Genomic DNA, 13,074 nt, shown 5'->3' on the forward strand with positions numbered 1-13,074 from the left:
TCCGGCTCAGGCCACTGCCAGGGCCGTGAAGCGGCCGGCGTGGAACACCAGGGGGTCCGCCTGTTCGCTCAGGGACCCCTCCAGAGCCTCGGCGATGACCAGTTCGTGGTCGCCCGCCGGATGGACCGCGGTGATACGGCAGTCCAGCCAGGCGAGGCCGTCGGCCGGGATGGGGTGCCCGGCACGGGTCGTCGACCAGTCGCCGGCGGCGAAGCGGTCGGCGCCCTTCGTGCTGAACAGGCGGCACAGTTCCGCGTGCCGGTCGCCGAGGATCGTCACCGCGAAGGAACCGGTGTCGCGGATGGCCGGCCAGGTGGAGGAGGTGTCCGCGGCGCACAGGGCGACCAGCGGCGGGGTCAGCGAGACGGAGGTGAAGGAGTTCACGGCCATGCCCTTGGGGCCCTCGGTCGTGTCTGCGGTGACCAGTACCACCCCCGTGGTGAACCGGCCGAGTATGTCGCGGAACGAGCGTTGCTCCAGCATGAGTTCTTTCCGATCGGGTGGGATGCCCGGCCGGGCCGGCGAGACGGCCCGGCCGGACGCGACGTGAGTGACGTGAGGGGCGCGCCTGCCTCGTCGGGCCCGTCGGCCCGGCTACTTCCCGCGGCTGGCGATCGCGAAGTCCACCGCCTCCTGCGGGCGCACCGCCGAACCGGTGATGCGCGGCGCGACGTGCCGGGCCAGCAGCTGCATGCTGCGGTTGGTCTTCTCCCAGGACGTCCAGTCGGCGACGTAGACGAGCAGCGTGCCGAAGCCGCCGGTGATCTCGTGCAGCCGCTCGATGCCGGCGACCACGTCGTCCACCGAGCCGACGAGCGCGCCGCCCGCCTCGACCCGGGCCTCCAGTGCCTTCTCGCGCGGCACGTCGGGGCTGAGGACGTCACGCCCGGCCGCCTTGCCGAAGTACTCGAACAGCCAGCGGTCGTACCCCTCGCGGACGTCCGCGTACGCCTCCTCGCGGGTCTCGGCCACGTGCACCGGCAGCGCGATGCGCCACTTGTCGCGGTCCAGGGTCTGCCCGTGCTCGGCGGCGGCCTCCTCCGCGTACTTCCACTGGTGGGCGAGGTTGATGTGGGCGGGCGCGCCCGGCGTGAGCAGCGCGAAGGGGAGCGCGAACGACGTCATGCTCAGCCCGTACCGGCCGATCAGGCGCGGGCTGGACTGCGAGGTCCCGGAGGTGGCGACGGCGACCTCGATGCCCTGCGGACTGAACCGGGGCAGCTGGAGCTTGGCGTCGCGCAGGTCGAACCAGTCGGTCTGCTGGGTGATCCGCTCGTCGCCGTTGACGAGTTCCAGGACCGTCGGCAGGGCCTCCTCCAGGCGGCGGCGCTGCACCGGCTGCTCCAGGCCGAACATCTTCGCGTCGAAGGGCACGCCCGGGCCGACGCCCAGGATGTAACGGCCGCGCGTGAGGTGGTCGAGGTGGACGGCGCGGCTCGCCACGTGGAAGGGGTGGTGGCCGGAGAGCGGTACGACACCGTGGGCCAGCTTGATCTGGGTGGTGCGCTGCGAGGCGGCGGCTATCAGCGTCTCGGGCGCCCCGACCAGCCCCCAGCCCAGGGTGTGGTGCTCACCGAACCACGCCTCGTCGAAGTTGAGGTCGTCGACGTACTCGACGAGGTCCAGGTTGCGGCGGATCGCCAGGTGCGGGTCCTGGCCGGTCTCGTGGACGGGGGACAGGAAGAGACCGATACGGCTGTGCATGACAGAAGCCTCCGGGATGTGACGGGAAGTGACGCGAAGTGAGTCGTGCGCGCGAGAAGTGCGCGCGGGAAGTGCGCGGGAGAGGTGCGAGGAACACAGGGAGCAGGGCGACGGTCAGGCGACGCGGTACACCGCGTCCTTCAGCGAGCGGACCTTCTCGTAGTCGGCCGCCAGGGTCGCCTCGTCCGGTGCGGTGAGGAACACCCGCAGGGAGCTGGTCAGCAGGTCGACCGTGGGCTTGATGCGGGCGCCGGGGCCGAACTTGACGGCCGCGAAGAACACGCTCTCCAGGGACCGGATCTCCGCGACGGCCGTCTCGTCGACGGACTCCACGACACCGTCCAGCTCGGTCGGGGTGTTGTAGACGACGGCGGGCTGCAGCCGGGCGTACGTCCGGCCGGCGCGCTCGGCGCGGAACTCTTCGGGCCGGGTGTACGCCTGCGCGGTGAGCGCGGCCTGGTTGTGGCCGAGGCACAGGTCGTGGAAGGGGGCGTTGATGTTGCCGTTGAGCCGGGTGCCGATCTCGACCAGGACGGGGCCCTCGTCGGTGACGATGACCTCGGCGTGGGCGGGTCCCCAGGCGACGCCGAGCGCGGCGAGGACCTCGTCGACGTACCCGGTGAGCGCCGCGACCACCGGGTTGTCGTCCGGGTCGGCGAGGAGGTCGCGGTTGTAGATGTTCTTCCCGGACGGCAGCAGCGTCTTCTCGTACTCCCAGACGCCGCAGACGTACCGCTCGCCGCCGCAGCTGACCGTGTCGACGATGTACTCGGTGCCCTTGAGATAGGACTGCACGAGGATCTCGGTGTTGGCGAGGCCGAACATGTTCGGCGCGTCGAGCACGGTCCGGGCCGCGGCGCGCACCGCGTCGGGGCCGTCGCAGACGACGACACCGTCGGAGGCCGCCGAGCTGAGCGGCTTGACGACGACCGGGTAACTGCCGTGTTCCTCGGCCCAGTTGACCGCCGCGTCCGGGTCGTCGGTCTTGAACTGCCGCGCGCAGCGCACCCCGGCCCGGCGCAGCGTCTCGATCATCTCGTACTTGTCACGGCGGGCCGGTGACAGCGCCGAGCCGTTGGAGGGGACACCGACCGCCTCGCTCAGCCGGTCGGCGAGCGGCACCGACGACTCCTGCCCGGCGATCACGCACACGGGGTGCAGGGCGCGCAACCGCTCGGCAAGGGCGGACTCGTCGCCGTGGCCGGCGATGTTCTCCGTGTACGCGGCGAGGTCCGGCGGCGCCATTGTCGGGATCAGCGCCGGGGTGGACTGGACGTGGACGACGTCCGTGCCGTACGCGGCGAAGGCGGCGGGGTAGAAGTTGCCGGCGGAGTAGCCGTCGACGACGACGGCGACGGGGCGGGTGGGTGTCCTGTTCATGAGACGGCCTCCGGGGTGGACGTGGACTCGTCCTCGATGAAGCGGGCCAGGCGGGCGATGCCCTCGCGGATCGCGGCGGGGGTGAGGTTGCTGAAGCCGAGGCGCAGGGCGCGTTCGCCGCCGCCTTCGAGGTGGAACATGCTCATCGGCGCCCAACTGACGGCGTAGTCGCGCGCCGACCGTTCCATGGCGGCCAGGTCGGCCTCGAAGGGCACCTCGACGACCAGGAAGAATCCGCCGCGCGGCCGGTTCCAGCGCACGCCGTGCTCGGCGTACCGCTCGGGCGGGAAGTGCTCGGCGAGGGCGTCGAGGGTGGCGGCTAGCCGCTTCTGGTAGACGGCGGCCAGATCGCGGGTGGCGGCGCGCAGGTCGTGGCCGGCGTCGACGAGGATGCCGCCGATCGCCGCCTGGGAGAGCGACGACGAGCCCACCGTGAACATCGCCTTGGCCTTGGAGAGTTCCTGGGCGAGGGTGCGCCGGACGCCGTCCTCGCCGACCACCTCGCGGTCGCCGACCAGATAGCCGAGCCGGGCGCCGGGGAAGGCGGACTTGGCGAAGGAACCGAGGTAGACGACGTCCCCCCGGGTGTCCAGCGACTTCAGCGTGGGCAGCCGCTCCTCGGCGCTCGCGAACAACCCGTAGGGGTTGTCCTCCAGGATGGTGAACCCCTCCTCGGCGGCCAGCGCGAGCAGCCGCCGCCGCGCCTCCAGAGGTACGACCGTGCCGGACGGGTTGGAGAAGTCGGGGACCAGGTAGAGCGCGGCGGGCCGCTTGCCCTCGGCGCGCACGGCGCGCACCGCGGCGGCCACGGCCTCCGGTTCGAGCCCGTTGGGCCCCTCGGTGACGCCCTTGACCGGAATGTCCAGCATGCGGGCGGCCCCGCGGATGCCGACGTACGCCGGGGACACGGACAGCAGCACGTCGTCGGGCGACCGGAACAGCCCCCGCAGGGCGACCAGTGCCGCCTCCTGGAAGCCGTGCGTGATCATGACGGCCTCGGGCGAGACAACGATGTCCTCGTCCTTGGCGAGCATCCGCGCGACTTCTTCCTGGATGAACCCGTTGACGGGTCCGTACTGGAAGTGCAGCCGGGTGATGCGCTGTTCGGGCACCCCCTTCTCCCGCAGGTGCGCGATGTAGCGGTCGACGTAGTAGGAGAGCCTCGCGAGGTCGTGGGTACCGTCGTGGGGCGCCCCCGACGAGAACGACAACGCTTCGGGGAACCTCATCGCCGTCTCGCTGAGCAGGCGCATCGAGTCCATGTCGGGGTCCACGATGCCGGCGTGCAGCGCTTCACGGGGCAGAGGTGTGGCGGCTTGCGGCACTGGCGTCAGAAGCACGTCAGTCGGTCCTTTCGGAGAAGGTCGCTTCGCGAACGCGGGGGTCTGGGAGCGCAGCCCCCGGGGAGGGCGGGAACGGATGGGGTCGGCGGGGGGCGGAAGGCCGTCGGGCTCAGGCCGCCGTCCGGGACTGCCCCGCGACCCACGCCCCCTTGCCGGGGGCCCACTGCCGGATGCGGATGCGGCGGACGATGCCGCCCGTGACGTAGGGCTCGGCGTCCAGGATCCGCTGCAGCGCGTCCCGGTCCTCGGCCTCGTAGACCAGCAGACCGCCGTTGGTGTCCTGGAGCGGCCCGCCGAGCAGCAGTACGCCACTGTCGGTGAGGGCCCGCAGGTGGTCGGTGTGGGCGGGGTGCAGGTGCTCGCGGCCCGCACGGTCGACGTTGTACTCGAACTCGACGACGAACTGCGCCATGGAAACCTCCGTTGTCACGATGTGGGGGCGGGGGTGGAGACGGGGGCGGGGCTCACATGTAGAGGCCGCCGTTGATGTCGATGACGGACCCGGTCGAGTAGCCGGCGCTCTCCGAGCAGAGGTGGAGCACGCTGCCGACGGCCTCGGCGACGGTGCCGTAGCGGCCCATCGGCAGCTTGGCCAGGACGGCCGCCCGCTGCGCGGGGTCGCGCCGCTCGAACGCCCCCGCGACCCGCTCGGTGGCGACGGGACCGTGGGCGACGACGTTGACGACGACCCCGGTCGGGGCGAGTTCGTACGCCATCTGCTTGGTCATGCCGATGACGGCGGCCTTGGCCCCGACGTACGCGGCGTTGTTGAAGTGGCTGTACGTACGGCCGCCCGCCGAGGCGAAGTTGACGATGCGGCCGTAGCCGTCGGCGGCCATGCGCGGGGCGCACACCTTGACCGCTATCCAGCTGCTGACCACGTTCTCCAGGAACGACTGGTCGAAGTGGTCGGTGGTGAGGTCGGCGTAGCCGATGACCCGGGTGTCGCCGCCGACGCCGTTGACGAGGATCGACGGGGCGAACCGGTCGACGATGTCGGTCAGTTGGCGTTCCGCCGCCGGGATGTCGGTGATGTCACCGACGACGGCCTCGACCTTCGTGATCTGCCCCAGCTCCGTCGCGAGCCGGCCCACGGCCTCCGCGTCCCGGTCGAACAGGACGAGCGTGTGACCCTCTTCGGCGAGCTTGCGCGAGACCTCCGTGAGGATGCCGCCGGCGGCTCCGACGAGGAGTGCGGTGCGGGGGGTGGGTGCGGACATGTGGGATCACCTTGTCTCTGTGGTCGGGATTTCTTCAGCGGAGGTCGCTCGTCGGGACGGCCTCCGACGGGACGGCGCCCGACGGGACGGCGTCGGATTCGGTCTCGGACTCGGACTCGGACTCGGGGGCGGTCCCGGCCGCGAAGCCGGTCAGCCTCGGCAGCAGTGCGAAGCCGAGCGCCACGGCCAGGCCCAGGCCGAGGACGGACAGCCACAGCGGTCCGTAGCCGTGGGCGTGGGCGAAGGCGAGTCCGGCGGGGCTGCCGACGACGAACGCGGCGTTCCAGGCGAAGAAGTACGAGCCCTGGTAGGTACTGGTGCGTCCGGCGGGAGCCCGGTCGGCGATGAAGGTCGCGGACATGGGGGCCCACAGCACCTCGCCGAGGGTCCAGAGGACGGTGGCGAGGGTGAAGGTCACCATGCCGTCGGCGAGGACGTTGGCCCCGAAGCCGAGCGCCATGAACCCGGCGGCCAGGACCAGCGGCACGTGGGCGCGCAGCCGGCCGACCAGGCGGGGCACGAGCGGCAGCAGCAGGACCGACAGTACGGCGTTGACGGCGAACACGAACCCGATGTCCCCGGTGGTCAGCCCACTGTCCCGCATGTCCAGCGGCAGCGCGGAGTTGACCTGGAGGTAGATGCAGGCCAGCAGGAAGGTCAGCAGGAGGAAGGCGACCAGGACGGGGGTGCGGAAGGGTTCGGCGATGCCGCGCGCGGCCGACTTCAGGGCGGCCGCGGCCCCGGCGGGCCGGTCGGCGTCCCGCGCGGGCCGCGGGTCGGCGGGCACCGCGAAGACCAGGGCCGCGTAGACGAGGCTGGAGACCGCCCAGACCACGAACAGGGCGCCGGGGCTGACCTCGAGGAGGAACCCGGAGACGACCGGGCTCAGCGACATCCCGATGTTGAAGCCGACCAGGAAGAGGCTGTACGCCTTCGAGAACTGCTCCTGGGGGACGATCGCGGAGATCAGCCCGGCCCCGGCCGGCCGGTCCACCGCCGACAGGAACCCGGTGATCAGCGACAGCGCGCACAACGCGGCGACATGGTCGGCGACACCGAACAGCAGGGCCATCACGGCGGTCACCGGCTGGGCGGCGACGATGGTCCGGCGCGGTCCGATCAGATCGGCGACCGCCCCTCCCACCAGGCCGGACAGCACGACACCGGCGCCGAAGAGCCCGACGACGAGCGGGGTGGTGCCGGGGGCGACGCGGCCGTCCTGCTCCAGGTAGAGGACGAGGAAGGCGGGGGCGAGCGTCCCGAGCCGGCTGGCGGTCTGCCCGCACCAGAGCAGCCAGAACGCTTTGGGAAGGGTCATCAGGAGCATCCAGTCGTGTCGGAGAGGTGGGGGGCGATGCCACGGGGAGTTCGGGCGTTCTCGTCGTGCCCTCGGCGCGTCGCGGACGAGTCCATGTGCCCTCCTTCAGGACCCCGGGGCGGCGGCGCACCTGGCGCGGTGCCTGTGCTGCCTCGGCCCACGAGCACAGCCTGCTGAGGGGACGGTGGCCTGTCGCCCGCTGTGCCGTTGACCGGAACAGGTGACGGGCGCGGGGAGAGCGGGGCGGTCGGGACCGCGGAAGGCCGCGGCGGGTGTGCGGCAGCCCGCGAGGGGGCTTCCCCACCCCGGCCCGGGCCCCCGGCGCTCCGGGCCGGTGCCGTACCGCTGCGCGCTCCGCGCGGCGGCCGGCCGGCCCTCGGTGCGTGTGCGGCGGGGACCGGGGGGCCCGGCGGCGCGGTGGCGGAGCCGAGGGTGCCATAGGCGAAGGCGGCGGAGACCAGCGTCATGTGGTGGTGCCAGCCGGGGTAGGAACGCCCCTCGAAGGCACGCAGCCCGAAGTCCTCGGCCAGCCGCTCCACCGTGTCGACGGCCTCCGTGTGCAGCCGGGCCAGCGCCAGCACCTCTTGCGCCGGCCGGTCCACGAGATCGGTGAGCCAGACCCGCACGCCGTCACCGGGGCCCCCGGTCCCCTCCGTCCGGCGTTCGCAGACCAGCCGGAGGGCGACGGGGAGGCCGGGGAGGCGGACCACCCCCGTCGCCACGGCCGCCGGCTCCGGGGCGGGGGCCCGGTCCGGCTCGGTCCCCGCCGGGGGGCCGAGTTGCGGCCGGGCGCGGCGGGCCGCGAGCAGGCTCCGCGCGATGACGGCACCGGCCCGCGCCCCGGCCGTACCGGACCCGGCGGGTCCCGCCGTGCCCGAGTCGGCCCGGCCGTACGCCCCGGGCGGGACGCGCCCGGCCCCGCCTCCCTCCGGCCGGTCCGGCACCACGACGAGGTCCCCGGGCACCGCCACCACGAACCTCCGCCGCCGCGCGGCCAGTCCGCTCACCAGCGCACCGCCGTCCGCGAAGCCGACCAGGTCGGCGACGACCGGCAGCCCGTGCGGGTCCGGCAGGCCCCGACCGACCTCGTCGACCAGGTCCAGGGCCTGTGCCTCGGCGGAGTCCTGGGGGCCGCCGGCGGTCTCGGGCACCCGGGCCCGGCCGCGGACCTCCGGGTCCTCGGACCAGGCGCCGGGCAGCAGCAGGCGCCAGTCGACGGGGACCGTCGCGTCGTCCGCGGCGAGAAAGGCACTGACGCCCAGCTGGCAGTTGACGGTACGTCCGTCCTGCGGGACGAAGCGGCGGTGCACCCCGCAGGAGCTGTTGCCGCGCTTGGGCAGCACCACCGGGCCGAGGACCAGGGCGCGGGGCCGGGACCGCCGTACGACCCAGTCGGCGAGCCGGGCGCGGACCGGCGCCCAGTCCCACGGACTGGCGTTGACGAACTGGTGCAGGGCCTGGGCGGCCGTGGCCGGGTCGGGCAGGGCGGCCGCGAGCCGCCGTACCGTCTTGCGACCCGGCGTCACCAGCAGGCCACGGGTGTAGACATGGGCCCATCTGCGCTGGTCGGAGCGGGGCAGTCGGTCGAAGATCTCCGCGACGAAGGCGTCGAGGGCGGTGCGGTGCGCGACGGAGCCGGCCACCGTCCGGACCGGCCCGGGAGCCACCGCGGAAAGCGTCCTCGCCATGACGCGCCTCCTTCCTCTCGGCTGTGCGCGGTTGGGCGGGCCTCACCGGTCCGAGGCCCGCCCTAAAAAAATAGAGAACGAACTCTTTGTTTTCAAGAAAGGGGGCCACCCGGCTACGACTTTGAGGAGTCCGCCCCCGCGCACCGCTCCCACCTGTGCCTTTACACGGGGAGCAGGGCGGACCGCAGCAGCGCCGCATCCGTCAGCTCCCGCTCCGCGACCGCCGCCCACGGCCCGCCGGCGGCGAGAGCCACCGTCAACGCCCCCTTGAACGACGACAGGTGAAGGGTGCCGCCGAGCCGCGTCCCCCCATGTGCCGCGACGGTCCGGAGCCCCGTGACCCTGCCGGCGTGCGGGCCCAGCGCGGTGTCCAGCGAACCGGCGTCGATGACCCGCAACTCCACCCCGCCCTCCCCCGCCGCCACCCGCTCCACGGCGCGGCGGACCGCGGTGTGCGCGCGCCGTTCCGGACGCCACGCACGCCCCGCCGCGCACAGCGCCGCCGTGTTCGCCCGGGCCGCACCCACCGGGTCGCCGCCCGGCCTCGCCCGCAGCGCCGCCCGCACCATGCCCAGCACACAGCCCTGTTCGGTGATCAGCGTCCGTTCCGCGTAGCTCCGCCGCAGGGACACCGCCGTGGCGACCGTGACCTCGGTGCGTCCGCTCGCCCGGACCAGCGCGTCGGCCAGCACGGTGGTGAGAAACCCGCTCACCGTCAACTGCCGGGTCCCGCACCAGTCACGCAGCCGACGGGACGCGCGGGCGTCCAGGGCGAGGGTCACGACGTCACCCGCGCGGTCCACCCGCCCGGCCCGGCCGTCACGGTCTCCCGCGCACGGCGTCGCGTCCCGCCTGCCCCGCCGCGGCGACCCGGAGGGCATGCACACCCCGCACCCGCACGCGGCCCCGCCCTGGTAGGTGAGCCCGTCGAGGTCGGGAGGCAGTTCCTGTTCCCCCGAACAGGAACCCGGCGTGCCGAACAGGGCGTCCAGCAAGGGCCGTACGAGGCGGCCGACGGAGTATCCGTCGCAGATCGCGGGGTGCAGGGCGAGGGAGAAACGGGTCGTACCCACCGGGGTCCGTCCGACGCTCAGCGCCCACAGCCGTTCCCCGTCCACCTCCCGCTCGCGGACGGGGTGCGGTCCCGGCGTCCCCTGCCGGAACCACAGTCCGCCGTCGCCGGTGTCCTCGATCCGCAGCGACAGCAGCGGCAGCCGCCGTACCCACGTCTCCACCGCGCGCTCGATCCGCTCCGGGGCGAGGACGCCGTTCACCGTGAAGGTGGTGGTGAGCCGCCCGCTGCCGTGCACGAGTGCGTGGGCGTAGGCGAACGCCGCCTCCGTGTCGCCGAGCCTGCGCACCCTCTCGCCCCGGCTCACGAGCCCTCGTGCGTGGCGGCCGCGAGCCCCGGCGACGCCCACCGCACGGTGTTGGAGAGGGTGACGCCGTGGCTGGCGAAGTCCAGCGTGACACGGTCGCCGTCGGCCATGCGGTGGCCGTCGTGGAAGCTGCTGCGGTCGGCGCCGATGTAGACGTAGTGGACGCGGCCGGGGGTGAGCAGGGCGTCGTAGGAGAACAGCTCGGACATGATGTCGTCGAGCCCGTAGTGCAGGGCCTTGGTCCCGGTGGTGAAGTCGCCCCGCCAGCACGGCTCGCCGTCCCGTTCGATCGTGACGTGCCCGGTGACGTGGCGCGGCGGTTCGCCGAGGAACAGCCAGGGTGCCACGGCCGCGTCGCACAGCTTGGCGTAGGAGAGGTGGCCGCGGTGGCGGCGGAAGCGGCCGATGTCGGTGAGGTCGTTGCCGAAGGTGTGGCCGACGTACCGGGGCCGGTGGTCGTCGTCGGTGACGTAGACGAGGACGATCTCCGCCTCCTCGGTCAGCGCGACGGAACCGGCGGGCGCGCGCAGTTCCTCCCCGGAGGTCTTCAGCACCTCGCCCAGCCCCTTGAGGAACCAGTTGGGCTGGCTCGGGGTGTCCGCGTCCACCTTGACGTTGTGGGTCTGCATGAAGCCGCCGACCATGGCGTCGCCGAGGTGGGCGGGCAGCAGCGGCGGCCGGAAGGACACGGCGTCGCGCCGGCTCGCGGGAACGGCCACCGCCTCGGCGGCGGCGTGCCGCACCGCGGCGTCGCCGCCCCGGACGAGCAGCTTCCCCAGGTCCAGGTTGCCGAGCGGGGTGATGTGCAGCGGCTCGCCGTCCTTGGGGATTCCGAGGCCGAAGTAACGGCCGCCCCGGTAGGCGCATTCGAACAGTACGGTCATGACGGTCTTCCCTTTCGGGCGGGGGATGCGGTGTGTGACGTGCAAGTGGGAGGAGGGAGAGGGCGGTTCGGGCGAGGGGCGGGCTCAGAGGTCCCGTACCGCCCAGCGCTCCGCGCTCGCGGCCAGGGCCATGCCCCAGCCGGTGCCGCCCGCCGGTGACAGGGTGTTGGTGCCGCGGTCGACGGCCGGGGGCGGGGCGACGATCATCTCGGGGAAGAAGCGGTCGGACTGGCCGGCCTCGACGGTGAGCGCGTCCGGGCGGCCGAAGGCCAGGGCCCGGCCCGCGTTGATGAGCGGGCCGACCTCGGCGACCTGGACCCCGAACTGGAAGCCGACCCCGTTCTCGCGGGCGTAGTCGACGAGCCCGGCCGCCGGCAGCGGTCCCCCGTTCTTCGACACCCGGATGTTGAACGCGTCGCACGCCCCGGACTCCACCGCCGTACGGGCGTCCCGGGCCGTGCACACCGACTCGTCCAGCATGATCCGCACCCCGCCGTCGCGACGCAGCACGCGCAGCGCCTCCCAGGAGCCCTTGGGCAGCGGTTCCTCCACGTAGTCGACGCCGGCCTCGCGCAGCCGGCGGGCGTGGCCGACCGCGTTCGCGGGGGTCCAGCACATGTTGGCGTCGACCATGACCGGTACGTCACCGCCGATCCTGTCGCGGATCGTGCGGACGGTCCGCGCGTCGTGCTCGACGTCGTCCGACGCCTTGATCTTGACGAAGTGGAAGGGGCCCCGGGTGGCGAGGAACTCCTCGGCGTCCAGGCTGAGATCGAGCACCTGGGAGACCGGCAGGGACGGTGGGGTCCCGGCCTCCGCCCCGGGCAGCAGAGCGCGCGCGCCCAGGCCCAGCCGCCGCCCCAGCCAGTCGAGCACCGCCGTCTCCAGCAGACAGAGCAGGTTGTTGCCGCCGGTGATCCCGAAGGTCCGGGAGAAGCCGTCCCGGTGCAGCAGGCCCAGCACTTCCTCCGGGGCGCGGCCGGTCAGCACCGCGCACAGCGCGGCGGAGTCGACCTGTTCGAGCGCGGCGCGCACACTCGCGGCGGTCTCGCCGGTGACGTACGAGCGCGGCGCGCACTCCCCGATGCCGTCCACGCCGTCGGCCGAGAGTCTCAGGACCAGGCTGTCGGACGTACGGCGCCGGGCGGCGGGATGCTCGAACGGCGTCCGCATGGGCAGTTCGACGTGGTACAGCCGGGCCCGTCCGGGGCTCCCGGTCTCAGGCGCCACGGTTCACCCCTTGGAGCAGGGTGTACGTCGACGTCCAGTCGACCAGGTCGCCGCTGACGTCGGTGTAGAAGAGGTAGTGCCTGTCGGTGGGGAACTTCATGATCGCGCCGCGCCCGGAGACGAGGTCCTGGAAGACGGAGTGGGCCGCGTCGAGGTTCACGATCGGGTCGGTCATCCCGGAGACGAAGGTGGCCGCGGGCACCCTCGGCCTGGTCCGCCCGCGCGCCAGATACAGCTGCTCCAGCTCCAGCAGCACGGCCCGCGACCGCCGCGTCAGCTGCCGTACGGCCAGGTCGTCGTGGTCGATGAAGTGCCGGTACTTGGCCTCGCCGGTGAAGTCGGCGCTGTCCAGCCCCGCGTCCCACGGCTCCTCGCTCGTGTCCGCCGCGATCGCCGCCCGCGCGTCCGCGTCGAGCGTGGCGTGCATCCGGCCGAGCCAGGAGGAGCAGAACACGGCCGCGTCGTAGGAGGTGGTGAACCCCTCCCAGCTCATCAGGGCCGCCATGAAGGAGCCGCCGAGGCAGTGCCCGAACAGGGACAGGGGTACGGTGTCGCCGATCATCTCCCGGACGAACGCGACGGCCTGGGCGTAGTCGCCGAGGACCGTGCCGACGTCCGGTATCCCGCCGCGCGCGCCGGGGCTTATGCCGCTGCCGCGCCGGTCCAGGACGAAGAAGGCGATGTCGTTGTCGGCGAACTGCGGGCCCACTTCCCACAGCCACCCGGCGTGGCTCTGCAGCCCGTGGAAGTAGAAGACGGCTCCCTTGATCTGCTTCGGCCGCCACACGTGCAGGGCGAGCCGGACCCCGTCGCCGGACGGCAGGTCGATGATCTCGCGGCGGGTGTTCTGCGGGGGCCTGAGGGTTTCCAGCATGGCGAACTCTCCTTGTTCGATGCGTGGTCGTTCGGTGCGTGGTCGTTCGGTGGT

The 13,074-nt window shown here is 72.9% G+C and carries 11 protein-coding genes and 1 pseudogene; all 12 read right to left on the minus strand.

Features of this window, described 5'->3' with window-relative positions:
* Window positions 1-6: 6 nt before the first annotated feature.
* The 12 genes and pseudogenes from ACZ4UV_RS04040 to ACZ4UV_RS04095 all read right to left on the minus strand — a co-directional run bounded on the left by ACZ4UV_RS04040 (window position 7) and on the right by ACZ4UV_RS04095 (window position 13,020).
* Window positions 7-483: a flavin reductase family protein gene (locus ACZ4UV_RS04040; protein ID WP_390045118.1), complete on the minus strand. Its 477-nt coding sequence runs from the start codon at window positions 481-483 to the stop codon at window positions 7-9.
* Between the two features lie 111 nt (window positions 484-594).
* Window positions 595-1,704 (minus strand): LLM class flavin-dependent oxidoreductase, encoded by a 1,110-nt coding sequence (locus tag ACZ4UV_RS04045; protein ID WP_390045116.1) that lies wholly within the window; start codon window positions 1,702-1,704, stop codon window positions 595-597.
* A 114-nt stretch (window positions 1,705-1,818) separates the two neighbouring features.
* Window positions 1,819-3,084 carry an ATP-grasp domain-containing protein gene (locus ACZ4UV_RS04050; RefSeq protein ID WP_467835727.1) on the minus strand — a complete coding sequence of 422 codons (1,266 nt, stop codon included), beginning with the start codon at window positions 3,082-3,084 and terminating at the stop codon, window positions 1,819-1,821.
* Window positions 3,081-4,424 carry an aminotransferase-like domain-containing protein gene (locus ACZ4UV_RS04055; protein ID WP_451019626.1) on the minus strand — a complete coding sequence of 448 codons (1,344 nt, stop codon included), beginning with the start codon at window positions 4,422-4,424 and terminating at the stop codon, window positions 3,081-3,083. The genes ACZ4UV_RS04050 and ACZ4UV_RS04055 overlap by 4 nt, the downstream gene beginning before the upstream one ends.
* A 112-nt stretch (window positions 4,425-4,536) precedes the next feature.
* Entirely contained in the window at window positions 4,537-4,839 is a 303-nt protein-coding gene (locus ACZ4UV_RS04060; RefSeq protein ID WP_451019627.1) for a YciI family protein, read from the minus strand.
* Between the two features lie 52 nt (window positions 4,840-4,891).
* The gene (locus ACZ4UV_RS04065; RefSeq protein WP_390045108.1) at window positions 4,892-5,647 is read right to left on the minus strand and encodes an SDR family NAD(P)-dependent oxidoreductase; all 756 of its coding nucleotides are present in this window, start codon (window positions 5,645-5,647) and stop codon (window positions 4,892-4,894) included.
* A 34-nt stretch (window positions 5,648-5,681) separates the two neighbouring features.
* Window positions 5,682-6,965, minus strand: a complete 1,284-nt coding sequence (locus ACZ4UV_RS04070) for an MFS transporter (RefSeq protein WP_451019628.1) — start codon at window positions 6,963-6,965, stop codon at window positions 5,682-5,684.
* A 428-nt stretch (window positions 6,966-7,393) separates the two neighbouring features.
* Window positions 7,394-8,653: pseudogene (locus ACZ4UV_RS04075) on the minus strand (IS701 family transposase); the annotation flags it as partial.
* A 161-nt stretch (window positions 8,654-8,814) separates the two neighbouring features.
* Entirely contained in the window at window positions 8,815-10,032 is a 1,218-nt protein-coding gene (locus ACZ4UV_RS04080; RefSeq protein WP_467835729.1) for a hypothetical protein, read from the minus strand.
* A complete protein-coding gene (locus ACZ4UV_RS04085; RefSeq protein WP_451023092.1) occupies window positions 10,029-10,916 on the minus strand; it encodes an FAH family protein in 888 nt (295 codons plus the stop codon). Before ACZ4UV_RS04085 ends, ACZ4UV_RS04080 begins: the two co-directional genes overlap by 4 nt.
* Before the next feature lie 84 nt (window positions 10,917-11,000).
* Complete coding sequence (locus ACZ4UV_RS04090) at window positions 11,001-12,146, minus strand: enolase C-terminal domain-like protein (RefSeq protein ID WP_467835731.1); 1,146 nt, start codon at window positions 12,144-12,146, stop codon at window positions 11,001-11,003.
* A complete protein-coding gene (locus tag ACZ4UV_RS04095; RefSeq protein WP_451016851.1) occupies window positions 12,136-13,020 on the minus strand; it encodes an alpha/beta hydrolase in 885 nt (294 codons plus the stop codon). The genes ACZ4UV_RS04090 and ACZ4UV_RS04095 overlap by 11 nt, the downstream gene beginning before the upstream one ends.
* Between the last annotated feature and the right edge of the window lie 54 nt (window positions 13,021-13,074).

It is taken from the genome of Streptomyces sp. NPDC028289, assembly GCF_055565975.1.

Coding starts and splice junctions, on each gene's coding strand:
- ACZ4UV_RS04040 (WP_390045118.1), bottom strand. CDS start 483: ATGCTGGAGCAACGCTCGTTCCGCGACATACTCGGCCGGTTCACCACG.
- ACZ4UV_RS04045 (WP_390045116.1), bottom strand. CDS start 1,704: ATGCACAGCCGTATCGGTCTCTTCCTGTCCCCCGTCCACGAGACCGGC.
- ACZ4UV_RS04050 (WP_467835727.1), bottom strand. CDS start 3,084: ATGAACAGGACACCCACCCGCCCCGTCGCCGTCGTCGTCGACGGCTAC.
- ACZ4UV_RS04060 (WP_451019627.1), bottom strand. CDS start 4,839: ATGGCGCAGTTCGTCGTCGAGTTCGAGTACAACGTCGACCGTGCGGGC.
- ACZ4UV_RS04065 (WP_390045108.1), bottom strand. CDS start 5,647: ATGTCCGCACCCACCCCCCGCACCGCACTCCTCGTCGGAGCCGCCGGC.
- ACZ4UV_RS04070 (WP_451019628.1), bottom strand. CDS start 6,965: ATGACCCTTCCCAAAGCGTTCTGGCTGCTCTGGTGCGGGCAGACCGCC.
- ACZ4UV_RS04085 (WP_451023092.1), bottom strand. CDS start 10,916: ATGACCGTACTGTTCGAATGCGCCTACCGGGGCGGCCGTTACTTCGGC.
- ACZ4UV_RS04095 (WP_451016851.1), bottom strand. CDS start 13,020: ATGCTGGAAACCCTCAGGCCCCCGCAGAACACCCGCCGCGAGATCATC.